This window comes from Butyrivibrio sp. INlla18 (genome assembly GCF_900103635.1).
GTDB lineage: Bacteria > Bacillota > Clostridia > Lachnospirales > Lachnospiraceae > Butyrivibrio.
Genome location: NZ_FMXK01000009.1, coordinates 112,712 through 137,058 on the forward strand (window position 1 = coordinate 112,712; position 24,347 = coordinate 137,058).

Annotated in this window: 24 protein-coding genes; 3 read left to right on the forward strand and 21 right to left on the reverse strand. The window is 37.0% G+C overall.

Going from position 1 to position 24,347, the window contains the following annotated elements:
• Nucleotides 1-8 precede the first annotated feature (8 nt).
• The 7 genes from BLS24_RS07810 to sfsA all read right to left on the reverse strand — a co-directional run bounded on the left by BLS24_RS07810 (nt 9) and on the right by sfsA (nt 8,468).
• Entirely contained in the window at nt 9-1,808 is a 1,800-nt protein-coding gene (locus BLS24_RS07810; protein ID WP_091757770.1) for a DUF5722 domain-containing protein, read from the reverse strand.
• Nucleotides 1,809-1,827: 19 nt separating this feature from the next.
• Nucleotides 1,828-3,159: a replication-associated recombination protein A gene (locus tag BLS24_RS07815; protein ID WP_091757772.1), complete on the reverse strand. Its 1,332-nt coding sequence runs from the start codon at nt 3,157-3,159 to the stop codon at nt 1,828-1,830.
• Between the two features lie 80 nt (nt 3,160-3,239).
• Nucleotides 3,240-4,205 carry a tRNA modification radical SAM protein MnmL/YtqA gene (locus BLS24_RS07820; protein ID WP_091757774.1) on the reverse strand — a complete coding sequence of 322 codons (966 nt, stop codon included), beginning with the start codon at nt 4,203-4,205 and terminating at the stop codon, nt 3,240-3,242.
• 23 nt (nt 4,206-4,228) lie between these two features.
• A complete protein-coding gene (locus tag BLS24_RS07825) occupies nt 4,229-5,671 on the reverse strand; it encodes an MATE family efflux transporter (RefSeq protein ID WP_091757776.1) in 1,443 nt (480 codons plus the stop codon).
• Entirely contained in the window at nt 5,668-6,618 is a 951-nt protein-coding gene (locus BLS24_RS07830) for a DMT family transporter (RefSeq protein ID WP_091757778.1), read from the reverse strand. Before BLS24_RS07830 ends, BLS24_RS07825 begins: the two co-directional genes overlap by 4 nt.
• Before the next feature lie 23 nt (nt 6,619-6,641).
• Nucleotides 6,642-7,760, reverse strand: a complete 1,119-nt coding sequence (locus tag BLS24_RS07835) for a hypothetical protein (protein WP_091757780.1) — start codon at nt 7,758-7,760, stop codon at nt 6,642-6,644.
• Nucleotides 7,761-7,796: 36 nt separating this feature from the next.
• Nucleotides 7,797-8,468, reverse strand: a complete 672-nt coding sequence (gene sfsA, locus BLS24_RS07840) for a DNA/RNA nuclease SfsA (RefSeq protein WP_091757782.1) — start codon at nt 8,466-8,468, stop codon at nt 7,797-7,799.
• Nucleotides 8,469-9,050: 582 nt separating this feature from the next.
• Here sfsA and BLS24_RS07845 point away from each other — a divergent pair.
• Both BLS24_RS07845 and BLS24_RS07850 read left to right on the forward strand, forming a co-directional pair.
• Nucleotides 9,051-9,860, forward strand: coding sequence for a hypothetical protein (locus BLS24_RS07845; protein WP_091757784.1), 810 nt, complete (start codon nt 9,051-9,053; stop codon nt 9,858-9,860).
• Nucleotides 9,847-10,644 carry a hypothetical protein gene (locus BLS24_RS07850; protein ID WP_091757786.1) on the forward strand — a complete coding sequence of 266 codons (798 nt, stop codon included), beginning with the start codon at nt 9,847-9,849 and terminating at the stop codon, nt 10,642-10,644. Before BLS24_RS07845 ends, BLS24_RS07850 begins: the two co-directional genes overlap by 14 nt.
• 38 nt (nt 10,645-10,682) lie before the next feature.
• Here BLS24_RS07850 and BLS24_RS07855 read toward each other — a convergent pair whose 3' ends face one another.
• From BLS24_RS07855 to BLS24_RS07910, 12 genes are all read right to left on the reverse strand, one after another.
• Nucleotides 10,683-11,018, reverse strand: a complete 336-nt coding sequence (locus BLS24_RS07855; protein WP_091757788.1) for a rhodanese-like domain-containing protein — start codon at nt 11,016-11,018, stop codon at nt 10,683-10,685.
• Entirely contained in the window at nt 11,011-12,462 is a 1,452-nt protein-coding gene (locus BLS24_RS07860) for a flippase (RefSeq protein ID WP_143015153.1), read from the reverse strand. Before BLS24_RS07860 ends, BLS24_RS07855 begins: the two co-directional genes overlap by 8 nt.
• The gene (locus tag BLS24_RS07865) at nt 12,438-13,325 is read right to left on the reverse strand and encodes an ATP-grasp fold amidoligase family protein (protein ID WP_091757793.1); all 888 of its coding nucleotides are present in this window, start codon (nt 13,323-13,325) and stop codon (nt 12,438-12,440) included. Before BLS24_RS07865 ends, BLS24_RS07860 begins: the two co-directional genes overlap by 25 nt.
• 120 nt (nt 13,326-13,445) lie before the next feature.
• Nucleotides 13,446-14,630 (reverse strand): hypothetical protein, encoded by a 1,185-nt coding sequence (locus BLS24_RS07870; RefSeq protein ID WP_091757795.1) that lies wholly within the window; start codon nt 14,628-14,630, stop codon nt 13,446-13,448.
• The gene (locus BLS24_RS07875; protein WP_091757797.1) at nt 14,620-15,774 is read right to left on the reverse strand and encodes a glycosyltransferase family 4 protein; all 1,155 of its coding nucleotides are present in this window, start codon (nt 15,772-15,774) and stop codon (nt 14,620-14,622) included. Before BLS24_RS07875 ends, BLS24_RS07870 begins: the two co-directional genes overlap by 11 nt.
• Nucleotides 15,775-15,801: 27 nt before the next feature.
• The gene (locus BLS24_RS07880; protein ID WP_091757798.1) at nt 15,802-16,719 is read right to left on the reverse strand and encodes a glycosyltransferase family 2 protein; all 918 of its coding nucleotides are present in this window, start codon (nt 16,717-16,719) and stop codon (nt 15,802-15,804) included.
• A gap of 4 nt (nt 16,720-16,723) precedes the next feature.
• On the reverse strand, nt 16,724-17,902 hold the full coding sequence (locus BLS24_RS07885; RefSeq protein ID WP_091757870.1) for a glycosyltransferase WbsX family protein: 1,179 nt from the start codon (nt 17,900-17,902) through the stop codon (nt 16,724-16,726).
• 14 nt (nt 17,903-17,916) lie between these two features.
• A complete protein-coding gene (locus BLS24_RS07890) occupies nt 17,917-18,759 on the reverse strand; it encodes a LicD family protein (RefSeq protein ID WP_091757799.1) in 843 nt (280 codons plus the stop codon).
• 18 nt (nt 18,760-18,777) lie between these two features.
• A complete protein-coding gene (locus BLS24_RS07895; RefSeq protein ID WP_091757800.1) occupies nt 18,778-19,677 on the reverse strand; it encodes a radical SAM protein in 900 nt (299 codons plus the stop codon).
• Nucleotides 19,678-19,798: 121 nt separating this feature from the next.
• On the reverse strand, nt 19,799-19,978 hold the full coding sequence (locus BLS24_RS07900) for a hypothetical protein (protein WP_091757801.1): 180 nt from the start codon (nt 19,976-19,978) through the stop codon (nt 19,799-19,801).
• 5 nt (nt 19,979-19,983) lie between these two features.
• Entirely contained in the window at nt 19,984-20,823 is an 840-nt protein-coding gene (locus tag BLS24_RS07905; protein ID WP_091757802.1) for an Rpn family recombination-promoting nuclease/putative transposase, read from the reverse strand.
• A gap of 701 nt (nt 20,824-21,524) precedes the next feature.
• Nucleotides 21,525-22,313: an HD domain-containing protein gene (locus BLS24_RS07910; protein ID WP_091757803.1), complete on the reverse strand. Its 789-nt coding sequence runs from the start codon at nt 22,311-22,313 to the stop codon at nt 21,525-21,527.
• A gap of 368 nt (nt 22,314-22,681) precedes the next feature.
• On the opposite strand from BLS24_RS07910, the gene BLS24_RS07915 reads away from it, so the two are divergent.
• On the forward strand, nt 22,682-23,026 hold the full coding sequence (locus tag BLS24_RS07915; RefSeq protein WP_091757804.1) for a hypothetical protein: 345 nt from the start codon (nt 22,682-22,684) through the stop codon (nt 23,024-23,026).
• A gap of 41 nt (nt 23,027-23,067) precedes the next feature.
• Here the strand turns inward: BLS24_RS07915 and BLS24_RS07920 are convergent, their stop codons facing one another.
• Together BLS24_RS07920 and BLS24_RS07925 are read right to left on the reverse strand one after the other, a co-directional pair.
• The gene (locus tag BLS24_RS07920) at nt 23,068-23,733 is read right to left on the reverse strand and encodes a 3'-5' exonuclease family protein (RefSeq protein WP_242872254.1); all 666 of its coding nucleotides are present in this window, start codon (nt 23,731-23,733) and stop codon (nt 23,068-23,070) included.
• A 7-nt stretch (nt 23,734-23,740) separates the two neighbouring features.
• On the reverse strand, nt 23,741-24,283 hold the full coding sequence (locus BLS24_RS07925) for a DUF4870 domain-containing protein (protein WP_091757805.1): 543 nt from the start codon (nt 24,281-24,283) through the stop codon (nt 23,741-23,743).
• Nucleotides 24,284-24,347: the final 64 nt, after the last annotated feature.

Below are 24,347 nucleotides of genomic sequence, written 5' to 3' on the forward strand. Positions count from 1 at the left end.
CGGGTCACTTAAAAGGTTTTCCCGACTATATCGTATGCAAAAGATACAACTTCATCTCGTCTGTCTGTATCTATGTACTTAAAGACGTTATATATCTTTTTGTGGTTGCCACCAACAGTCTCAAGTCCAAGAGCAAGTCCAAGTGCTGCCACTTCTTCGGGCGCATCAACCTGTCTTGAAAGCATAAGAGCATCAATATGACCATTTTTGACCATCTTGGTATAAGCATACGCAAAGGCCGCTGCCTGAACAGCTTCGCCTGATGAGGATGAATAGCCAATCTCACTAAGGATTATGGACCTGACATTACCATTCGTATCAAGCATAGACTCTTTTTGCATATAGTTGGTCAAAACTTCAATGTTCTCCATTGTGATACATGGAGTTGATTCTGTGTGATTAACGTATTTGGAAGCCTTCCAGAAGGCTGTGTTCTCATTTGGGAATGAGTACGGATGCGCCGCAAGTCCCCAATCAATGTTGCCGTATTCTGAAATGGATGATGAAAAGATATCTATAACATCCTTGGCATCATAGTCGCCAGTCTTCTCAGTGTTGTAGGTCCATCTCTGGTCTATAGGAATATATACCTTAGCGCCTGCATTCTGACTCTTGATCGCATTGTAAAAGACTCTGAATGCTCTGGTAAAAGCTGTTGTATATGTACCAACATCTGTCTTAGCCATGTAGTTATACTCTCTGCGGGCATTGACCTCATTGGCAATGATCCACATGCTGACATTACCATGACCTGAGCCTGAGTACCTGTTAGCTAGGAAACTTCCGATAGCAGCAAGGGCCTTAACACCACTCTCATTTGTAGCATTGAACATGTAATAAGGAGCAGTGGATCCGCTTCTTGCATCTGGATGTGTGATCTCTGGGAAGGCAGATGTGCTGGCGTTATTGAGGATAATAGCTGCAACATCGATTCCCATTGAATTGAGCCTCTTAAAGAGGTTGTCGTAGTCATTTATGATCTGAGCGTTGAAGTGATAGGTCACTCCGCCATATGAATACTCGATTCCTCCTGATGTCACCAAGATATGTGACAGAGGAATGTTGTAAGCTGCGTATTCACATCCAAGATCCTGAAGTTCATTTAATCTAAGCGGATATGGCAAAAGTCCCTTGATAGAATCATGGCTCATGCCAGCATAGTTGTAACCTGCGCATGCTCCAGGATTAGTAATATATTTTGGATGAGAGATTGTTACGTACTGATCATCCTTTTTAACTGCTACCGCAAACTTGGAAAAGAGCTTGGAACTTGCACTGCCCTTATTAAGACTTACGGTAAAAGATGTATCGTCACCCTTATAGATCTTGTCGATTGGCTCTTTGTCTGTTATGCCGTCTTCATAGGTAGCCATTTCGAAAAGATAATAGTACTTGTCATCACTTGCAGGGATGCCTTCAGAAGTAACGCTGACCTTAACGTTAGTAGAATCAACAATATTGCAACTGGTGATATTGGCAAACTCTGCTGTATTCTCAGGAGTCATCTCCACTGTGGCTGGTCTGTCAGATAAAGCCTTGGAGACTCTCTGTCCATCTGATGTGATCTTCTGGACAATGCTCTCATCAACATAAACTACTCCGCTAATAGTCTCGCTCTCTACGGAAGCTTCATTAACTGATTCCTCAGCCAGCTCTGCTCCTCCATTATTGGAGCCTATAAAGAGCCACACGATCATCGCTACTACAAAAAGAGATGCTATCGCAGCTACTATACCTGTCAGTATCACTATTCTTTTATTCTGGCGGGCTTTCCTACCTGTGTGCACTCTGCGTCTTCTCTTTTTCATGTAACTCCTGTTCAATCAATCAACTATCTTTATTTCTCTCTTTTAACTTCTTCATGTGATCACGGATCTTGACTTCGTATCCGTTTCCTGAAGGTCTGTAAAACTCTTTGCCATTAAGTTCATAAGGCAAATACTGCTGCTCAACATAATTGTCCGGATAATCATGAGCATATTTGTAACCAATTCCATGTCCAAGCTTACTTGCTGACTTGTAATGTGCATCCTGAAGATGCGCAGGAATTGGAAGATTTCCTGTTTCTCTAACCATTGCCATAGCCTCATCTATTGCTACAATTGCAGCGTTACTCTTAGGCGCAGATGCAATGTAGCTTGCAGCCTGTGAAAGAGTGATCCTAGCCTCTGGCATTCCAAGTCTCTCAACTGCAAGGGAAGCTGCAACTGCAACCTGAAGTGCCTGAGGATCAGCGTTACCTACATCCTCTGAAGCACAGACCATCATACGCCTAACTATAAACTTGGGATCTTCGCCGGCGTTTAACATCCTAGCAAGGTAGTAAACTGCTGCGTCAGGATCTGATCCCCTCATACTCTTGATAAAAGCAGAAATCGTATCGTAGTGATTGTCGCCATCTTTGTCATATCTGGCAACTTTCTTTTGGATACACTCCTCAGCCACCTCTTTGGTGATGTGAATAAGTCCATCTGAGCTGCGCTTTGTTGTCAAAATGCCAAGTTCAAGGGCATTAAGCGCATGTCTAGCATCGCCGTCAGCAAGGTCTGCAAGAAAATCTGATGCATCATCCTCAATGACTGCGTTATAAGCGCCCATACCACGTTCCTTGTCTGTGACTGCTCTGTGTAAAAGAGTCTTGATGTCATCAGAAGTCAGTGGCTTAAGTTCGAAAATAACTGACCTGGAAATAAGAGCCCCATTTACTTCAAAATACGGATTCTCTGTTGTGGCTCCAATCAGAATAACTGTGCCATCCTCAACAAATGGTAGCAGATAGTCCTGCTGTCCCTTGTTGAATCTATGTATCTCGTCGATGAAAAGAATTGTCTTTTTGCCATACATTCCGAGGCTGTCCTTAGCTTTACTTACAACCTCTTCCATGTCTTTTTTGCCTGCGACAGTGGCATTTATCTGAGTAAACTCTGCCTTGGTAGTTCCTGCTATAACCTTGGCAAGAGTGGTCTTACCTGTTCCAGGTGGTCCATACAAGATGATGGAGCTTAACTTGTCTGCGGAAATTGCACGATAAAGAAGCTTGTCTTTGGCAATGATGTGCTGCTGTCCAACAACCTCGTCAAGAGTCCTTGGACGCATCCTTGCGGCAAGCGGTGATTCCTTTTCCATTGTGTTATTTCTCATATATTCAAACAAGTCCATAACTACTTAATCTTACTATTTTTGCCCCTAAAAATAAAGCAAAAATCTATAATAATTGTTACCCTTTACGGGAATGTATTTCACTGAAGTATTTCCTTACATTTACGGGTAAGAGTATTTAACACTCTCTTTTTATCAAGAGTCCAAAGTGGCTCTACCAGGAGCTTTCTGGGGCCATCTCCTGTCATCCTATGAATAACAGTCGTTTCTGGTAAAAGAGCTATGCACTCAGCTACAAGATCCGTGTATTCCTCCATATCCATGAAGTAAAACTCTTCGGTAGCTTCCCCTTTTATGCCTATGCTTTGTTCTGATGGGGCTTTTTCCTTCCATCTCAGGTAATCCTGATACATAGCTGTTCCCTTTAGGATCTGAAGATTCTGAAGCTTGATGCCATCAAGGGCAGGATCAAGAGATGCCAGATATTTAACAGTTTCAAGCATATCCTCTTTTGTTTCACAAGGAAGCCCTAATATCACATGAACAACAACTGTTATTCCTGCCTCTTTAAGCTCTTTATATGCTTTTTCAAACACCTTAAGATCATAGCCTCTGTGAAATCTTCTAGCACTTTCTTCATGGATTGTCTGAAGTCCAAGCTCTATCCACACAGGTTTTATCTGATTTAGCTCTTTTAACATAGACAGTACGTCAGAATCTATACAGTCCGGGCGCGTACCAAGTGACAAGATCACTATGTCATCTCGATTTATGACCTTGGTATACAACTCTTTTAACCTGTTGATATCGCCATAGGTGTTGGAAAAGGACTGAAAATATGCAATAAAGTGCTTGGCGTCAGTCTTAGCCGAAATAAGTTTCTTGGCATCTTCTATCTGTTTATCTATGCCACCTGCAGTCACCTGTGCAGCAAAATCTCCGGATCCACCTTCAGAGCAGAAGGTACAACCACCTGTAAGGGGCGTTCCATCTGACATAAGAATAGAGCCATCTCTGTTAGGGCAGGTGCAACCTGATGACAGAGACAGCCTATATATTTTTTCACCATATTTGTTTTTGAGAAATGTTGATAATTTCTGGTACATATTTGATCCAATTCTTTTACTGTTTACGCTGTTTTTACTATGTTACGAACCCAGACTCCGCTTCGGATGAACAAGAATCCAATGAGGCACTTTAATATCTCAGTTAATGAAACAAGCATAAATACTGTAACAACAGGAAGCGTCGTATATCTTGCAAGGATAAATGCTGTTGGAACAGAAACTGCCCAAGCAAAGCAACTGTCGAAAACAAAGGTAACAGCGGTCTTGCCACCTGATCTCATAATAAAATAACTTACGTTTGCAAAAGAGTTGATAGGCATACAAAGGGCCACGATCCAGATGCATCTTGTGGCAAGGTGCCTAATCTCCGGCTCAGTGTTGTATATCTGAGGTATGATAGGTGCAAACAGCGCAAGAAGGGAACCCATAACAAGTGTGCTAGCAAAGCTAAGAGCCGCCATTCTCCAGGCTGTTCTACGGGCTGATACAAGCTTATCGGCACCAAGTTCCTGTCCTACTATGATTCCTGATGAGTTACCAATTGATAAAAAGACCTCATTAAAGATCTGAGATACTGTTCCACTGATGTTCATAGCTGCAATAACTGCAATTCCACGAACTGAATACTGTTGAAGAAGTGTTGCCTGAGCAAGACTCCACAAAAACTCGTTGCAAAGTAGTGGCAGTGACTTGAACATTATGGTCTTAGCTAGGCTCCATGGAACATATAATGATCTGAATACGCCCTGGAAGAATAGGTATTTGGAGCCTTTTTTGTGGGCTCCTACCATTACGATCATGAGCTCTGTAAATCTTGAAATAACAGTAGCTATGGCAGCTCCCAAAACGCCCATCTTAGGAAACCCTAAGAGACCAAAAATGAGAAGTCCGTTGAATATAAAGTTAACTACCATTGCGATCATGCCAGCTGCCATTGGAAGCGTGGTCTTACCTGATTCACGCATGGCACTTGAATAAACCTGCGTCAAGCTAAATGGAATAAGTCCGATCAGCATGATATCAAGGTATGACATGCCATAGCCAAGTGTGGCTATTCTGTCAGCCTCTATTGTTTCTTTTGAAATGTAAAGGGATATCAGATTCTCTTTTGCAAGGAACAAAAGAATAATGGCTCCAGTGCAGATAGTAGCCGCAGTCATAAGCTTGAATCTTATGGAATAGCGGACTCCATCCATATCTCCTTTACCAAAGAACTGTGTACTGAAGATTCCAGCGCCAGCAAGAGATCCCCAAATACAAAGATAAAAGATAAAAAGTATCTGATTGACAATGGCAACGGCGGACATAGGAAGGGTTCCCACCTGACCAACCATGACATTATCAAGAAGTCCAACGATGTTAGACAAAGTATTCTGTATGATCATTGGAAGCACAATGGTAGCTGCGCGCCTATAAAAATCGCCATCACCAATAAGACACTCCTTAAGAGTGAACTTATGCCTTATTGCTTCCTCTCTATTACTTGTTTCAAATGTAGATATCATTTTTCCAACTTTCTATAATTAACGATTACGATTCCGAGTGATACTAAAAGCAGTGAAATTAGGCTAAGAACTGAAAATGCTTCCTGACCTTCTCCCAGGAAAAGAGCTGATAAAACAACTCCCATGATAGGATTTACAAAGCCAAGAACAGACACTTTGCTGACTGGATTGTACTTAAGAAGGACTCCCCAAAGTGTGTATGCACCTGCAGAAATAAAGCCCATATAAATAAGATTAAGGTAACAGCCGCTACTATAAAATATGAGCTTGCCACCTGACAATAAACCTATTACAAATAGTACTGCTCCGCCAAGTGCAAACTGATAACCACTGAGTATTACAGGGTTCTCATATTTGGAAAAGATCTTGATGCAACATCCAGATACTGCATAAAAGAATGCTGCGCAGAGCATTGCTCCCTCACCCTTAAATGTAATAGGTGCTCCGCTTGTGATAGCTCCCATTCCACCAAAGAACATGATTATTCCTGCAAATCCAAGAGCACAACCAATGAGTTTTTTGACAGAAGGCTTCTCTAATCTGAACAAGAAAATTGCAAACATTGGCGCAAAGAAGTTTCCTGAAGCATTTATTATAGAGCCCTTTACACCTGATGTATTAGCAAGTGACATGAAAAAGAAATAGTACTGTCCAATGGTCTGAAATAGTGAAAGGATTGCAATATACTTCCATGAGCTTTTCTGTGGTATCAGGGCTTTCTTGGAAATAAGGCTTCCAAATACAACTGTCATAACTCCTGCGAGCATAAATCTTGCACCAGCAAGCATAAGTCTTGAAGCAGTGTCAGAAGCATCTATCTTGAATACTTCGTAAGCTATCTTAATGGCTGGAGAAGCGCTTCCCCAGAGAACACAGCAAAAGATAGCTGTGATAACCATAATAGGTGTTATTGTCCAAATACTTTTTGAATTCTGTGTGTTTGTCATGTTGTCCTCATCTCATAATATATTTAGCAGTACTCTCCAAACTCACAGCCTACGTTCTCACAGGTTATTTCATCAATAAGTTTTCCTCTGTGATATAGTTTAACGGTTCCTTTTCCATTTCCACCATTCCACAGTCTGTTATGGAGTTTCTTGCCATTTGGTGCTTCGTAGTTAACTAGAAGCATATCTTTCTTCTGACAAGTTATATCAGTTACCATTCGATTTGTCCATGTCTTTTGCTCAACATGCCAAATAATTGCTACATCTGTTTCAGAACAATCAAATTTAGTTCTAGTAAAGGTCCAAAACTTGGAGAAATTAAACTCATAAGGCTTTCCTTCGTACCAAAAAGCCGAAAGAAGCTTTCTATTAAGTGCAATTGGTCCAACCTTTGGTCTGCCACCGCCTATGTCAAAGACGCTGTCATGGAGCTGTCTTCCAAGGACTCTACTAGTGAGGTTGCAGGATGAAAGCCAAACCCATGGTGACGTGAAATCCTTACCCCAGTTCTTGTCAGCATAGCCATAGCTTGTCTCTGGCTTTACCAGATATTTTTGTCCATCAAGGAATATCTCGCCTTCATACTCAGTCTTCATGCCCTCTGCATGCCAGAACATTTCAAAAGCCTGAAGTTTTCTAAAAAGCTTTCCTGCGCCATAACCCACGTTAAAGGCAACTTTTTTGCTGATCTTAAGATCCCATGAAATCTCGCCAGCGCCGCTCATATACTCAGGATGCTTTTGTGCATCCTCTTCTGAAAGCACTACTTTTCCACAAGTTCTAGCCTCTGTGATATAGTTATCCCCCACTTTTACAGAGTAAGGCACACCCATGTTAACTTCTATCTCATTCCATCCATAGAAGTTATGGATCTGTTTGGCTCCTTCGCCCCAGCATCCTGCCTTTATCATAAGATAAGAAGGCTTTATTTTCTTTTCCTTATTTTCTGGAAGTTGCCCAAAGACTGGCTTGTCACCACCAAGCTCAGGATTACACAAAAAGAACTCTATAAAGAATGGCTTCTCCTGGCCTGTTTCTGCATTGTGGGCAGTAAAAGAATGCCACCACCAATCGTAACCCTGCCTAGCTTGGCCACCAAATAGCTGGCACTGATTACGCGTGATATCTGATTTATTGAACATAAATTTTCCCTCTCATAAAAATCGTTTGTATTTATATTATTCTTTAGAATTTATCTCCTTGTATATTTCAAGGCTATCTTCTGTGACCTTACACAGATAAAAGATTATCTCTACGCCTGCTGCCTTTGCTTCATAAAAAGCCTTGGCAAAATCCGGATCTGTAGCTTCATTTGGCCTTACTTCTGTAATGCCTTCTCCTTGAATAACAAATGCTACACAAGTGTTATATCCTTTTTTTACAGCATCAGTAAGTTCTCTAAGGTGCTTGGCTCCGCGCTCGGTGGGTGCATCTGGAAAATATCCAATGCCATCAATGAAGAGCGTACACCCCTTTACTTCCATGAGATAGCGAACTTCTGCTTTTTCCATATAGAAATCAATTCTTGAATTGCCAAACTTATACTCTGGCTGGACTTTGTCATACTCTCCCTGGCTTAAAAGCCACTCTTTTACCACCTTGTTAGGGGCCTGGGAATCTATATTGATGATCCTGCCATCCTTCTTAACTGCAACTAGATCATAAGGAGTCTTCCTCTCAGGATTATCAGCCTTTTCAAGATACACTGTGCATCCAGGAATCAATAGTTCCTTACATCTTCCAGTATTCTTTACATGAACAACAAGCTCATTGCCATCAACTTCTACATTGGCAATGAATCTGTTGGGTCTTGATATGAACTTAGCTTTAACAATGTTTTTGTACTTCATAAAGATAGTTTAAAGTATGTGGAAGGTTTATTCAAACCGTTCGGTTGGTGCTATCATTTTATGGATTGTATTTTTTTACCAATATGTTATTATGTTCTTACAAAGGTGCCACCGATAGACGGTTGGCTCCAACATTAGTTACAAATCAAAAAAGACCGGTAACTTTGCTAGAGTTGTGGCGGTCTTTTTTGATGCTCAAAATTACTTCTTTAGACTTATGTAAATACTGTAGATCGTAACACCTATACTTATAAGCGTTACTACAATACTCGCACAAGTGATAGCTTCTTCTAGCAACAATTCTGCTCCCGTCAATATTTCTCATCAGCATCCCTCCAAATGAATAAGAGAGTTCTCAGATAAAAATCTGGCAAAGAGCCAACCGCCTACCGTAAATGGTAGCACATTGATATTTTAGCAAACATCCGTTCGAATATCAATGATTCTTTTTACATGTTTTCTTGCTTTGCATAATGTTAAAAGACATGTATTTTCATTTGACGCGCGTCAAATATATTTATATAATTGTTGTAGAACTATTTGACGCACGTCAAATAGATTTGCATAGTGAGGTTTTTTATTATGGCAAAGATAATCAAAGAAAAGCAAGACCTATCATACCTTCAGTGGTCACATGTCAGAAGTTCCAGCGGCACAGCTGGCACCTTTTTGAAAGCCACTTCTTCTTTTGATGGAGAAAAGAAATATTATAAGCTCTCAAATTTTGATCCGGTAAAAGGGGTTATTGGTCACGAATGCATCAATGAAATAATAGTTGATAGACTACTTGATCTTTTTGAAATTGAACATCTCTCATATGAGCTAATAAATGCTGAAATAGAGATAGAAGGAAAGACCTATAACACGTATCTATGCGCTTCAACAGACTTCAAAAAATCCGGTGAGAGCAAGATAGCTCTTGATGACTATTACAGAACAAACGCCGAGCCTTCAGAATCTCACTATGATTTCTGCAAACGCATGGGATGGCAGAAATACATAGACACCATGATTGCTATTGATTTCATCATACTTAATAGGGACAGGCACGGTGCTAATATCGAAGTTCTTAGAAACGCAAGAGCACATACACTTCGAATTGCCCCTCTCTTCGACCATGGCGTATCTCTTCTTTATTCATGCTATACAGAAAAAGATGTCGACAAATTCGACGTACTTGCAGATAAGCCTTGTAACAATTTCATCGGAAGTTACTCATGTACAGAGAATCTCTCTCTTCTAGATACTAAAAACAAACCTCTGACCATCAAGTTAAAAAAGTCAGACAAAGCAAAAATTTTTGATGGACTAAGCGGAATTATTTCGGATAACTACATTGATAAGATCTGGGAAATAATCTACGAAAGGTACAAAATATATGAGAAGCTATGAAATACTAGATGAAGCTAATTTCATAAACATTGGCGTCCTTTTGTACTATGAAAAGGCCAAAGAATTCATCATAGAACTAAGCGACAACCTTGATGAATGGACTGCTCCTCTTCTATTTACAAGTTATGTCAAAAAAGGAATCTTCACAATTCCAAGAGATATCAGTCTTTTGTGGGTTAAAGAAAGAGTTATTCCAAGTGGAAGACAGAACATCGGATCAATACTATCAAATCATAAATTAAAAGCCTATGACGAGATGAAGCTTTTAGAGCTAGCTGAGGGTCGTTGTTCTCAGGATAGCATGTTTATCAGAAAAATTGACGATCTGCCTGAGTTTGTTCTTGATAGGCAAAAGAAAAATCTTATTGATTGTACTCCTCTGGATAGTGGAAACATTCTTTGCTTTTTTGCAGATAATAGTATAAAAAAAATCGAATTGAAAGCCTTTTCCAATGACTCAAAAATAGAAAAGGTAATAAAAAACAAAGCACTATTTAATTCCTGCAAAATTGGAACAGGAGGTTACAGCGTAACTTTCAATGATTCCATCGATATTCCATCATGGGAGCTCTACAAAAAAGGAATCACGATTCCTCTTTCATATCAGGATTTCCTTACCTTTGCAGACAGGAACCTCTTTGACACCAGCGAAAGCTGCCATGAGCTTGAATGCTCAAGACAAAACATCACATATCTCAATAAACAGGGATTACTGAATCCTGTGAAAGAAAATGTAAAAGGAAATCTGTATTTAAAGGGAGACGTAATAAAAACCAGGTGGTGACACAGTCACTACCTGGTTTTCTTATTTCATCCCAAAACTCAAAGCACTTTCAAGCCTTTATAATCAACTATTCCGCCTATATTCTTGGCATTCTTATATCCAAGCATTTTCATCTTATCCACTGCTCTTCTAGCCCTATTTCCACTATGACAATAGACAAAGATCATTGTGTCATGGTCTGGAATCTTGTCCTCAATTTCAAGAATGTCATCAACAGGGATATTGATACTTCCTGAAATATGACCTGTTTTGTATTCTTCATTGGTTCTGACATCGAGAAGAACTGCATCTGGAGTAGTTTCAAATTTCTTAAGATTCTCATTTATGTCTGTATGTTTGAATAAACTTGTTAAGCCTTTTAATATGTTACCCATTTGTCTTCCTCCTGATTAAATTCTTTATAAAAAGAAGAATGCCAAGTACAGCAAGATAAAATACTCCACTGATCAGAATCTTTACAAATAGAGCCATCAGCTGGTTAGAAAACGCTGGAATATACCCATAAAAAGCTACATACATTGCTATTCCAGAAAGTATAAATGGAATAGAATTTATAATATTTCTACCAATGTTCGCTTCTTTGAAAACGCTTATAGACTGAACCACACATACTACAATCTCTGCTACTAGTGTTCCAATAGCAGCACCTATAGAAGCATATTTCGGAATTAATAGCACGTTTAGCACTAAATTAACTGCCGCTCCAGAAAAAAGAGATGCAACAAACAACTTATCCTTTTTTCTTGGCAAAAGATATTGTGTCCTAATAACATTGGCAAATGCCAAAAAGATACAACTTGGAAGAACAACATTAAACAGTATGATACATTTTTCAAACCCCTCTCCATAAAACAAAGGTACAAAAATGTCTGACACTGTCATAATCCCAACACAAATTGAAGTAGAAACAAACATCGCAAATATGATGGATTTCTCAAATATCGACTCTGCTTCTTGGGCTTTTTCATCCTTGGAAATGATGTTAGACATCCTCGGAAGCATCACTGTTCCCAATGCTGTAATAAGCGCCAATGGGACATTTATTATTTTTTCGCAGCTATGGTAATAGCCAACTTCAATCTCAGATGCTAATGAACCAAGCATAATCTTATCCATGGTTTTATATATGCTCACTGCTATTGTTGGTAAAAATAATACCAGATTAGGTTTTATATGCTTTTTTATTCCATCAAGCGTTGGCCTTATGTATTTTATTCTTTTAAAGACAACCGGAAGCGCAACTAAATTACTAAAAAAGAAACCAATACAATAGATAAGTGCATATTTCCATGTATCTTCTGCATTTTTAACAACAATAAAAATAGCCAGAGTAGTGAAAATTTTCGTGATCAAATCCCTAACTGTAGTAACCTTAAACTCTTCTAGTCCGTATAATGCCCAAGTCAGATCAATGCAGCCAGTAAAGACCATTATGATAAAAATACATGCTATCCCCTTATTTGATGCAATAGTCATGACATAGATTACATATATAAACGTAATTATTATGCCCATAAATATTTGGAATCCATATATTTCGCAGAAAGCCCGTGACAGTTTTTCTTTATCATCTTTAACATAGGCTACAGTCCTATTTCCATAATTCTGTAGCCCAAGTTTTATGAACATATAGAAGTAAAATGCTATTGAATAGTTATATGAATACTTTCCAAGCCCTTCTGCATGTAATATGCGAGATAGGTATGGCAATGTTATAAGCGGAATAATTATTCCGCTTAACTGATATATCGCATTAAATATAAAGTTTCTTTTTACACTCACTTTTTGCGCCATTATATACCAGATTCCAAATCCCACTGATTTCCTAATATCTCATCAAATTCCTCTGGAACATGTTTAAACAATCCACTTCCAGTTGAAAAGGTCATTTCACCAAAATATATCTTTCCATTAACATTATACAGATCCACCCTTACGTGTGAAAAACCTTCAGAAAGCTTCTCTGCTATTTCAATCATTTTTGAATAATTAGCAGGTTTTTCAATCTGCTTAGTAATAGGTGTAAAATCCGCTCTGTAATATGGCAACAGATTAAAATTCTTATCAAATATGCCCAATTTCGCATTTGTATGAATAGGATAGGTGTCTATCATTACATATAAACAATAAACCTTTCCTCCAAAGCAAAAAAATTTATAATCAGGCAAATCACCTTTGCCATCCTCTAAAAGGTTTTTCTCGATGTATATCTGTGGTCTAATGTCTTTGTATTGCATTTCAAATGAATTATATGCAAAGTTCTGCTTCAGCCAACTATTAGCTTTATCTTTAATATCATCAAAGCTAATTTCTTTTTTATCATCAACTACAACATTCAACCCACTACCATGATTTGCTTTGATAACAAAACTGTCTGGCAAAGAATCATAGTCTATATCATCGGCAGAACTATATGCTTTACCAATGGTAGGAATAAGATATTCTCCTCCTATTTTTTCTTCCACCCAGCTTCTAACTGCCACCTTATCCGACAATCTTGATATCATCGGATCGTTCCTATTAATCTTACTCCACTGAATCTTCTCTGTATAAGTTCTTGGATTTTTCAGGTTGCATTTTTTTCCCATTATTTTTTTGTACTTATAACTAACATACATACCCCAACACTTCTTGGGCATGTGCTTTTTTATTTTGATAAACACTTCTCTTTTTATAGCCATTTTTCCAAATCCCCTTTGTTCTGGAGAAAATTCCTTCTCGCCTTTTCCTCTCAAAACGTATAAATAACGGAAATGATATATCCAAAAGAAAAATATTCTGAACCATTGTATTGGTAAAAATCATCTCCATACCAACTTTAGCCTGTATTTTTCTACTGATTCGTATTCATAATTAATTTTTTTATTGTATAGTGCGTTTGATAAAAGAATCAAAAACAAATTCTGTGATAGGAAAAAGAAGTTATTCTCCATAATTCCATAAATTGAATACATACACAGAATCATCACAAGGAAATTGTGTCCACTGTTTTTTAAAATAAACATAGTTTTAATGAAAACTACAGAAAAAAGAATAAATACCAATATTCCATATCTTATAAGTATAGAAGCATAGGCATTATCAAGCCAAAAATGAAGGACTCTGCCAGTTCCTGGTTTTTTTACTATCATTTTGACTTCCTGACCCAGCATTTTTATTCCATAATATTTTATTACTTTATGGCACAACGAAAACCTATGAGAAAGAAAATCGTCAAATTTAGCAAGCACATGAATTTTCTTCACATTAGTTACTGATAATAAGACACTCATAATATTTGCAATAATCGCTATGCTTATATAAATGTCACTCAAAAAACTTAGCTTCACACCTAAAATTGCCAAGAAATAGTAAATTGTTATTAGCACAGCAAAAATAATCAAAGCATAACAAGCCGTCTTTGAATTTGCCGTATTATAGATAAAATAAGATGCCCAGATAACCACTAAAAGATCTAATATATTAAACTTTTTTCTCCTCAGATAACATCTACACACGACCAAAAGGAAAATTCTAATTCCTAACTGATTGGGATGTGTGAAACCATATGAATGTCTTAAAATATTGCCTCTGTAAAATGTGTATTCTTCAATGAAGCCAAAATAGAAAAGATAAAAAATCCAAAACACCATCAACAGCTGGACATAATATGCAACTTTGACAGCCTTTTCAAAATCTATATCGCGTGTAGCTACTATAAAGAGCCATGTAGACATCATAATATTATGATGTGACTGCAATGTTACTATAGCAATTAATCCTGTAGCAATAACAACAATAGCAAGTTCTTTTAGCTCATACTTTTGAAAAAACACTATCTGTATCAAAAGCATAGCCAAAACAACATAAGCAAAAGTATCATTAAGCTGGCTTGTTTCCCAGCCAAAGATTTTTTCTATTTTCGAATTAAAAATAACCTCTGACCCAAACCAAAATGCCAGTATCAGATATATGAAATTATGACCTATCCTACTTTTATTCTCCATATCTACCACTTATAGTTAATTCGTAAAGATCACTAATATCACTAAAGTACTTCTCCTCAGTGAAATAACTCATAGCCTTTTTCTTAGCATTATCCCCTAATTTTGCCATTACTTTTACATTATCGATAAGATATTGCATCTTCTCGCAAAGATCTTTACTATCACCATTTTTGTATAATAAACCATTTTGCAAGTTATCAACCAATTCCGGATTTGCTCCACTATCACTTGCAATCACGCACAACCCAGCAGCCATGTATTCTGCCGTAGTTCTGCCAAATCCTTCGTCACTTGAGCACATCAGTCCACAATGATAATCAGGAAGCTCCTCTATTACATTTTTCCTATATCCCATAAACCTTATAGTATTTTCTAACTTGTACTCTTTAACAAGTGTCTTTAGATCACGAATAAGCTGCGCATCTCCATCCCCATAAAAATCCACTATCACTTTATCTTTATTATTCAAATCCTTAACAGCACCAATTACTTCTTCATGACCTTTCCTAGGGATAAATCCACTTGTCATAACAAACTTCACTACTTCATCTTCAAAGTCTGCTTGAGTATTAACGGAAGGAAACGAGACTCCATTATATATCCTAACAATTTTATTTTGGTCTAATCCCCATTCTATCCATTTTTTTCTAACATACTCTGAAACCGCAATAAACTTTGTCGCATGACTATTCATATAATGAATATGGTTTTTCCTCAATATAACTCTATCTCTTCCTGGCTCTCTTAAATGCCAGATCAAAGGAATTCCATATCTTTTAGCCAATTCCGCACCAATGTCAATTCTTGATGAATTACAATGAATCAAATCAAAAGAATGTGAATTCATGATTTTGCGAATCTTTGTGCATGTAATCAAATTTCCTGCATCATGCTGAAATTTCTTAAATACACATCGCAATATATTTCTTATTCCAGTCTTTTTTCCATGATACTCCATGAAATAGTAATACGGTAATTTGACCACTTTACATCCTATTTCACTATAGAAAGAAATATCCACCATGCTTGAAGGCACCATTATTACGACATTATGTCCTTTTTGAATCAATCCTCTAACAAGCGTCTTCCCAGAAAAGGCAGCTCCATATTTAGTATCTCTCTCTACAATGAATAATATGTTCATCCACAAACTCTCTCAAATTCCATAAAATCATAACGTCAAATACATCCAGATATTTCTCTTAGAACGTTTTATTCCATACTTCAAAAAAACAGAGACTCTTTTTATTTTTCCATAATCATAAAAATCCTTTAATGAAATTATCATTTCTCTGTCACGTTCATGTAAAAAGTCAACACAAGATAATTCAATCGCCTGTCTAACAAATCTTTCTGTCCTGTCCTTTGATTTCTTCACTTGTTGTCCCATAAATAGATTTTTTACATAGTCTAAGTAATTATCTTTTTTTGCGCCAACTTCGTTATTTAAATGTTGTCTGTACTTAATAAGCGCTTTATCAACATATACGATTCTTCCAGTAGCAGAAGCAACGCAGACCAACCACCAATCATGATGAAACAAACTGCTAGTATTCTCAAGCCTTAACGTTTGTTTTGCAAGACTGTTATTAAATAAGCATGTACAACCAGCGGCAATATTTTCAGAAATAACCTGATTAAGTTTTGTTCTCCTTGGATTTATGTTGCAATAACTCATGAAAGAATCTGAAATTACGTGCAAGTCAGAGTCAACGACTATCATATCTGAAAACAGCAATACTGGTGCATGATTCTCATTCTCTTTTTTAGCAATCTGCATCATTATTTCTATTTTGTCTGAGTTCCAGACATCGTCTTGATCTGCAAACATGTACCAATCAGCTTGCACCATGCTTAGCATATACATAAAGTTATTATTTGCAGAGTGTTGAAAAGTTTTCCCTTCAATAACCTTTATTTTGTCAGGAAATTCTCTTTCATATTCTCCAATAATTTTCTCTGTTGAATCGCTCGAACCATCATCATGAATATATAAGCAATAGTCATCATAGTTTTGGTGCATGATTGACTCTATAGCTTGACATATATATTTTTCCCCATTGTATGTAGCCATCAAAACAGCAAGCATATATTTACGCTCCACTCTTACCAAAAGCTTTTTTTAAAGCTTCCAGATAACCATACTTATTCTTTTCATCTGGCTCTATATAGCATCCTTCTGCCCATTCATTCCACGCATTCAAAAAGATATATTCTTTTTTGTATTCATTTTTCACTTTGTCTATTAAACATGTCATATTCTTTTCAAATTTTTGTGGCGTACTTCCATAGATTATGCGAGCTTCATATTTTGTTCTAGCTGTATTATCCCAATTAACAAATGCACCTGGATAATAAGAAGGACTTACTTTTCGATCAAGTATTTTTTCCCATATTAGATCATATTTGATTCTGTTTAATAAAAAGCCCCCCATCCTTTTGGGCCATTTCTTTTTAAAAAATAAACGAAGTATCCTTTTAGCGCCATTACAGTAACAAATAACATTTAAAGGAAAAAGATTTACAAATTCTTTTATCGCACCATGTATCGGATAATATTTCGTGCTCCTTATCGTAAAACCAGGCTCATACATTATATTTCCATCCAGGTTATCATCTATTCTCTTAAACCTGTTGGCTGCACAATAATCCGTTCCCTGTGCCATAATGAAAAGATCCTTGAAGCCTGCTTCTTTCGCCATTTTTCTCCAACATTTTATCATCTCGCTAAATTGAGGCACCAGTTCAGGTCTATACACTATAATCAATGGTTTTTCAGCTATCCTTATATACCTTTCATCTTTAAAAAAATCTAAAAGATACAAAAAATGCTTTTTCCACTCAGTTTCACCACCATATTTTTGCTCAATGAGGATATCTGTATTTCCTTTCGCACCATTCCACTTTCTTGTCCAAGACTCATTTGCCCACGATAAACAAAAATGAATATTTAGAGATTTATCATCAAGAAATTGTTCCAATGGCTTTTCCATTAACAGTTTTCCATTAAACCAATAGTGATAGAAGCAAAAGCCATAAACCCCATACTTTTTAGCTAGTTCTATTTGCCATAACCAAGTATCTTTATTTAACAAATTATAGTAGTTTTCATTCAACGGAATATGCGGCTGATAATGGCCTTCATACAATGGTCTAGCTTTTCTTGTATTGGTCCATTCTGTGAACCCTTCTCCCCACCAATTGTCATTCTCCTTAAATCTATGAAATTGTGGCAAATAAAAGGCTATTACCTTAGGATTATTAGTATCCATCAACGTTTTTCCATTCATCTGATTATTTCAACATCACCATGTTTTTCTCTATCACTTATAGGAGGTAATTCCATATAATTCTGGCCATAAATTTGTTTTACATACTCTTCAGCTTTTTCATATAAAGGTATTTCACAACCAGAAAACTGATGCATTTTCCCTTTACCTATCATTTCCTTTGGAATCAACTCTCTTTTTCTATATCGTCCACTGTATACACACACAACTTTTGAGTTCTCATAATCATATTTGCAGCAAAGCTCATTATACTTTTTGACAAGTTTATCCTCATCTAACCTATCTATGATTGGAGATATCAAATGCCCGTATTTAATAACAACTCTCTCGATAAAAGGCCTATGTCTCCTATTTTTCATATATTCAATCTTCTGAAGGTATTTTATCCTCTTAAGTTTTAAAACAGTGAAAATGAACATGATACGATAGAAATGAATCATCCTCAATAAGCCATTATTAGGAGTACCATCAATCGGAAAAACATCTATATACAAATATGGAAATAGCTCATTCCACTCACTATCTCCTCTGCTACATCTAACTGTAGTATCCATAAATCTGGAAAAAAGTAACTCTTTATCAAATTTTGCCGAAATACCTTTATCAAATAACTTATTTGATTCTTCACTAATTAGTATTTCATAATCTTTCCTTGGAATAGCTATATCCATATCATCATCCCAAGGAATAAAGCCATCGTGCCTAATCGCACCCAAAGCAGTTCCGCCGCAACCATAATAACGTATCTTTTTCTTGTCACAAAAATCTGCCAAAATTCCATATAACCTTAATAATTCATTTTGGAGATCATCTAATTTATTTTCATTTGTATTATCCATAACCAATTAACCACTCAATCACTTCGTTTTTAACTGCTCTGCCACAGGAATTGGGACATAATCTTCTGTTCCTTCATCACAATAGTTACACGCTACGAGATATTTCCTTTGATTGAGCTCATAAATCTCTTTTCTTATTTCTTTTCGTGATCTTTCTTTTGTAAAATCAACATAATCCCCCTCAACATCTGGAATACCTAATTTCGTACCAAATGCTGCTCGTGGACAAAAATACAATTTTCCATCATGTAAATTTCTACAAATTTCTCCACAATGTCTAAATTGTCTTCTTAGCTCGTTTTTATTTCTGCCTCTAAAATGAAGATCACCAGGATCAAACCAATTCTTTTCATCTGATCCTCGTACTATACAATTTATACCGTTCTGATTGCAAAGTTCTTTGATACTGTCTCTATTTCTAGATAATTCACCATAATCACTTATCTGTATTATCAATTTTGGATTCTGCAAAGTTTCCAATATATCCTGTTTTGGAATAATAGTTCCATTAGTCACTATTTCTACTGTTCTTACTTTAGGACAATCAATTGCGTGTTGAACAACCTCTTTTAAATTTGAGTATAAAAAAGGCTCTCCTCCCAAGATTCTGAAAATCTGTATAGCATCTACAGAATCAAATAATCTGTCCATATATTTCAAAGTTTTGTCCAGTTCAAAATCCACTGGTTTTTCAAAATATGGCATCATGAAAACACAATGTTTACATCTTAAATTACATTTCTGTGTGACAGGTAACTCTACATGATACAAATAAAGATAACCAAATATTTTATATAAAATTTTGCAAAAAAACTGGTATATTGGGAAAAGTCTAGCCCTTAAAGCTACTCTCTTCACCCCACTATGCTTTCCTTTTTCTGCAAAAAAGTAAATTAATTTTAATAATCTTTCTCGCACTGTTTTCCCCTTTGAATCAATACTCACTACTATGCTAATTATAATCTATATATAGTTGTTTGTCATAGAAAAAGCGCAGATTTGGTATAATCTGCGCTGAGTTCCCTTTCATCTCAATCATTCAATTTACTTTATGGAGTAACTTCTCTTGTACGCTCTTCACCTGGTCCAATGGATAGCCACAGAAGTCAGAGATTTCTTCAGGACTCTTTCCTCGCACCAGCATATCTGTTATCTTCTCGACATCTCTTGCTTCTTTTCCCTGCTCATATTCATCTTTCATCATCTCTTTAAGAGTCATATCTATCAAGCCTCAATTCCGTTATCTGCAAGAAGTTTTCTTAATCTAGCAATTTCTTCTTTTGTTTCAGCAAGTTCCTCTTGCATCTCCGACATTCTTCTCTTCTGACTTGCCTCATCACGAAGATAATCCTCACGTTCTCTAGCTATCTTTAATATATTTATATCAGTATTGGAAAGATACATTGATTCTACAGTTGAAGTCATATAATCATTTTTCTTAGCAACCATCTTAAGTTCCTCCCACGTTTTAGATTTAAAAAGTCTTACCCAATCCGTAACTCCGTAGAGCTCATCTATCTCAGTAGCAAGCTCTTCATGTTTTAATTCTATCACTTTGAGATTAAATCTGTCAGTATAAAGATAGTTATCTTTTTCATTTCTCATCTGATATGTAGCGCAAAATTCAGGATGGTCTTCGAACAATGTAAAATCAATAAAGCTAATCTGATAAGCAGGTTTTACTTTCTCATATTTTTCGCCGTGATTAAGATTATCAAAGGAGCGGCATAAATATAGTAATGGTCTGCATTTCCAATTTTCATGATTTCTTAACTGCATTTCTATATCAATTATTGTGTTGTCATTCATAGTAACCAAAATATCCATTCGGTATTCTTTGTCCGTAATACTTACTCCCGGCACAACTTCATTTGTTATTTCTAAATTAACTATAGTATTTGGATCGATATGCAATATAGAGCTGATCAATCCTTTTAGAGCATATTTGTTTTGCTGAAAAACAATTCTAAACATATAGTCATTAGTCATACCTACCGTTATTGGTCCTGTAGCATTTAGATAATTCTTTCCTGTATATTCGTTAATGATAGTTTCTTGTTGCATAGTATTCCTTTCAAGGCGATTATTGTAGACATTACCGCAAAAGATACAGTGAGAACGGGACTCGCCACGTAAAAAAGGGCAAAGAAAGACGTGCACAGATATTCAGCATCACCTAGTGACCCTGTCAGTGCAAAAGGAGTTTGGGGACTCTCCTGTATCTTTTACGTATGGAAGATATGATGGATGCAAGATGTAATTCCTACTACAGCAAATTAGACATGCTGCCTGCACCATCATCGCGCTCAAAATGAGCAGATAATGAAGTCTATGTTTATTAGCCTTGTAGAGATTATCATACATAAAAAGGTAAGTAAATACTTATTAAGCAATCTTAAGAATATCTACTGCAAATCTTAAGAAAGTCATAAGAAGTATGCGCAATCTCGTTTTTTCATTTACGCCGGGATATTTATAAGACATTTCTGCAAAAGATACAGTGAGAATTAGACTCTGCCCAGAAAAAGGGTGAGGAAAGATGAGCACAACTATGGAACACCAGCGTGTCCACATAGGTGCAATTAGGAGTTTTACGGCTCTCCTGTATCCTTTGCATATGGTAGATACAAATGATGCACGAAGTATTACTTACTACAGCAAATTAGACATGCTGTAAGCATCATTCATAATGGTAGAACTTTTGAGAAGATCCATTGATGGGTCTTCCGGAAAATATAAAGTGAAACTTCGAGCCAGTTTTTGCTTTAATCTTCCCATTCTTTTGCAAGTTCATATCTTGCAATCTCAAGGGCTTGCCTTGCTTGGGGATTTCGTGACTGAAAAGCAAACAGCTTTTCAAGATATCCTTGACGTTTTGCTATTTCACGACTCTTTGGGTATACCAGTTCAAACATAAGTGCAATATGTCCCATCAGATGGTCAACTGGTGTTTTCCTAACTTCACGTGTAACAGTCTGATGGTTTCTGATCTGCGCCAGAACCTCAGGTGATACTGATGAGTTATACAAAATCTCCTCAGTAGTGTTATAGATATCCGTAAAAGGAGTCTCAACATTCACGCGAAGTATATCCACTTTGTCCGCATCACGGAGGATATTACAGATAGAAAGTGTTTTCTCGTCCAAGCCATCCTGCACACGAAACTTGTTGTGATTTCTGATGGCAATCTCAAGAATATTGTCCCACTCTCTAGTATCCAGAAATTCTTTGATCATTTTGTTATCTTTAAAAAGAATATCAGCTCCAAACTCTGCATGGTCAACAGATTCTATATCCATAAAGGTATTATAGATTCGGACCTGCTCGAATCTCCCGATATCGTGCAGCATTCCGGAAAGCCACGCAAGTTCTATGAAGTCAATAGCCTCAGGATCAGTAGCATCTCCTACGATCGAAGTAGCGATCTCTCTACATATCTCGCTTACTCTGTAGGTATGATCAATCTTGAGTGCTATCTTAGGATCTTCTGGATTATATTTTTGGGTATACCCAGCAAAAACTTCCTTCACACGAAGTTCATCAAAGTTGATCATTTCTCTGCTATTCCCTTCAGTTATAACAAATTTAAGCCTATGAACTAAATCGTACAGAGATGGCCATTCTCTATACTATTCAGATTATATTGCAAAGACAGTAGGAAACGAAATCCTTTTCATAACCAACCGTTAAAAATTTATCATACCGATAATTTATTGTAAAGTGTAAATATAAAATTTTTATAAACTTTCTGCAACCAAATTTCGCAATCACAATTTTGCCTCTGTAACTATTTTTCTTTTCCGCACAGATACTGCATTTATTTCACACAATTCACACAACTGAATATTAAAATAAAGATGTAACTCAATAAATTAATAATCTATCCGATATATATATTGAAGTTGTGATCAGGGAGATAGATATGGATTTTAATTTTCTAGCTGCAGCCAATGGAATAACAAGTAAATATCTGAATCAGCTTCAGCCATCTAATGCCACTGATGCTTTGGGAAATAGTGATGACTTAAAAGGCAAGTTTGGTGAGAAGTTCGATCAGGCTTATGACGAAATGCAGGCCGCAAGACTATTAAATGCCAGCATGAGACAAAGTTATGAAGCTGCACATCAAAATGATTTATATGCCCACGCCAGCAGGCTTGGATATTCAATAGACAATAGAGTAATAGATATGCTTCACTTAGAGATTTCAGACAAGATGAACGCACAGATAAATGAAGCAATGAATAACGCAATACAGAACATATGAGAACAGCCATCGTCTGAAGTGACAATGGCTGTTTTTTTGCTTTATAGTTTTGCACATTCGTAACTTTCTAAAGAATGTCCCAATAGTTCAACTATTCTTAGCTCGTCCACAGCGTCGTAAACTGCGTTGTGGATCTCTTTATATCTGGCATCACCAGTAAGCATTCTCATGATAGGCTCAACTCCATAATTGCTCTTAAGCCTTCCAGTCTTGCAACAAAGTGCCGACTCAGGAATTGCCCTGTTATACTGCTTGTATGCTGCAAGTCTCATGATATCAAGCCACTCAAAATGCTGAAGTTCAGGGAGATGTCCGTAGTCAAACTTGGCATTGTATGCCAGGATCTTTTTTACATTATTATGTAAAAGAAATTTCTCAAGATCAGCAATTGCCACATCCCTGTTACCAGAAATTCCCTTAACACCTCTGTAATTCATAACATTTGAATAGATACCGCCCACATAACACTCAGGCTCAAAAATGTAGTATCTCTTATCTACACATTTAAAGCTCTGTGCGTCAGCTATGGCAACTCCCAAAGACATAACAGCGTCATGCCAGTTAGTCTCTGTATCTATCACTGCTATTCTATCTGCATTGCATGATGTAAAAGAGGTGCTTTCTTTTACTACAGTCTTCTTTTCCCGAAGCTTTTCCTGAGCAGACTGGTTCTTTATCATGTTCAAAAAATCTAGAGAACTGTTCATACTAACCTTACTTCAAAAATCCGATATCACTGATGATAGGAAGCTCTTTTGCCTTGCCCTGAAGTGACCATACGATAGCGATGATCTTGATGACAAAGAGTACAAGACATGCAATACCAGTAACAAGCCATCCAAGTATAGGAATGATACATGGTATGAAGCATAAAAGAAGCGCTATATCATATCTTATAGCATTCTTGGCATGGAATCTTGTATATGGTGTGTTAACAAGAAGAGCTATTATGATACCAAAAATCTCAAAGAGATAGCAAGCTGCACCAAAGAGCTTGTTATCAGCGATATCGTTAGCATCAAACTCGTTTGTGTGGTCCTTAGGATCGTTATAAACTATAGGCTGCTGATATGGAGCCTGCTGAGCGTTCACAAATACTGGTGCACCCTGCTGAACGTTCTGCTGTGGTGCCTGCTGCGTAACTGGCTGAGCTGACTGTGGTGCCTGCTGCTCTGCTGACTTGATCTCAACTCCGCAATTAGTGCAAAAGATCACACTATCTTCAACCTGATTTCCGCAATTCTGACATACTTTCATTTCATTTACCCTCCTAGAAAAAACTAGTACTCCGGACCGTAACAAATCCAAAGTACTAGTAAAT

Excerpts from the sequence above, each read along its gene's own strand:
- BLS24_RS07810 (WP_091757770.1), bottom strand. The coding sequence starts at position 1,808 with ATGAAAAAGAGAAGACGCAGAGTGCACACAGGTAGGAAAGCCCGCCAG.
- BLS24_RS07815 (WP_091757772.1), bottom strand. The coding sequence starts at position 3,159 with ATGGACTTGTTTGAATATATGAGAAATAACACAATGGAAAAGGAATCA.
- BLS24_RS07820 (WP_091757774.1), bottom strand. The coding sequence starts at position 4,205 with ATGTACCAGAAATTATCAACATTTCTCAAAAACAAATATGGTGAAAAA.
- BLS24_RS07825 (WP_091757776.1), bottom strand. The coding sequence starts at position 5,671 with ATGATATCTACATTTGAAACAAGTAATAGAGAGGAAGCAATAAGGCAT.
- BLS24_RS07830 (WP_091757778.1), bottom strand. The coding sequence starts at position 6,618 with ATGACAAACACACAGAATTCAAAAAGTATTTGGACAATAACACCTATT.
- BLS24_RS07835 (WP_091757780.1), bottom strand. The coding sequence starts at position 7,760 with ATGTTCAATAAATCAGATATCACGCGTAATCAGTGCCAGCTATTTGGT.
- sfsA (WP_091757782.1), bottom strand. The coding sequence starts at position 8,468 with ATGAAGTACAAAAACATTGTTAAAGCTAAGTTCATATCAAGACCCAAC.
- BLS24_RS07845 (WP_091757784.1), top strand. The coding sequence starts at position 9,051 with ATGGCAAAGATAATCAAAGAAAAGCAAGACCTATCATACCTTCAGTGG.
- BLS24_RS07850 (WP_091757786.1), top strand. The coding sequence starts at position 9,847 with ATGAGAAGCTATGAAATACTAGATGAAGCTAATTTCATAAACATTGGC.
- BLS24_RS07855 (WP_091757788.1), bottom strand. The coding sequence starts at position 11,018 with ATGGGTAACATATTAAAAGGCTTAACAAGTTTATTCAAACATACAGAC.
- BLS24_RS07865 (WP_091757793.1), bottom strand. The coding sequence starts at position 13,325 with ATGGCTATAAAAAGAGAAGTGTTTATCAAAATAAAAAAGCACATGCCC.
- BLS24_RS07870 (WP_091757795.1), bottom strand. The coding sequence starts at position 14,630 with ATGGAGAATAAAAGTAGGATAGGTCATAATTTCATATATCTGATACTG.
- BLS24_RS07875 (WP_091757797.1), bottom strand. The coding sequence starts at position 15,774 with ATGAACATATTATTCATTGTAGAGAGAGATACTAAATATGGAGCTGCC.
- BLS24_RS07880 (WP_091757798.1), bottom strand. The coding sequence starts at position 16,719 with ATGCTTGCTGTTTTGATGGCTACATACAATGGGGAAAAATATATATGT.
- BLS24_RS07885 (WP_091757870.1), bottom strand. The coding sequence starts at position 17,902 with ATGGATACTAATAATCCTAAGGTAATAGCCTTTTATTTGCCACAATTT.
- BLS24_RS07890 (WP_091757799.1), bottom strand. The coding sequence starts at position 18,759 with ATGGATAATACAAATGAAAATAAATTAGATGATCTCCAAAATGAATTA.
- BLS24_RS07900 (WP_091757801.1), bottom strand. The coding sequence starts at position 19,978 with ATGACTCTTAAAGAGATGATGAAAGATGAATATGAGCAGGGAAAAGAA.
- BLS24_RS07905 (WP_091757802.1), bottom strand. The coding sequence starts at position 20,823 with ATGCAACAAGAAACTATCATTAACGAATATACAGGAAAGAATTATCTA.
- BLS24_RS07910 (WP_091757803.1), bottom strand. The coding sequence starts at position 22,313 with ATGATCAACTTTGATGAACTTCGTGTGAAGGAAGTTTTTGCTGGGTAT.
- BLS24_RS07915 (WP_091757804.1), top strand. The coding sequence starts at position 22,682 with ATGGATTTTAATTTTCTAGCTGCAGCCAATGGAATAACAAGTAAATAT.
- BLS24_RS07920 (WP_242872254.1), bottom strand. The coding sequence starts at position 23,733 with ATGAACAGTTCTCTAGATTTTTTGAACATGATAAAGAACCAGTCTGCT.
- BLS24_RS07925 (WP_091757805.1), bottom strand. The coding sequence starts at position 24,283 with ATGAAAGTATGTCAGAATTGCGGAAATCAGGTTGAAGATAGTGTGATC.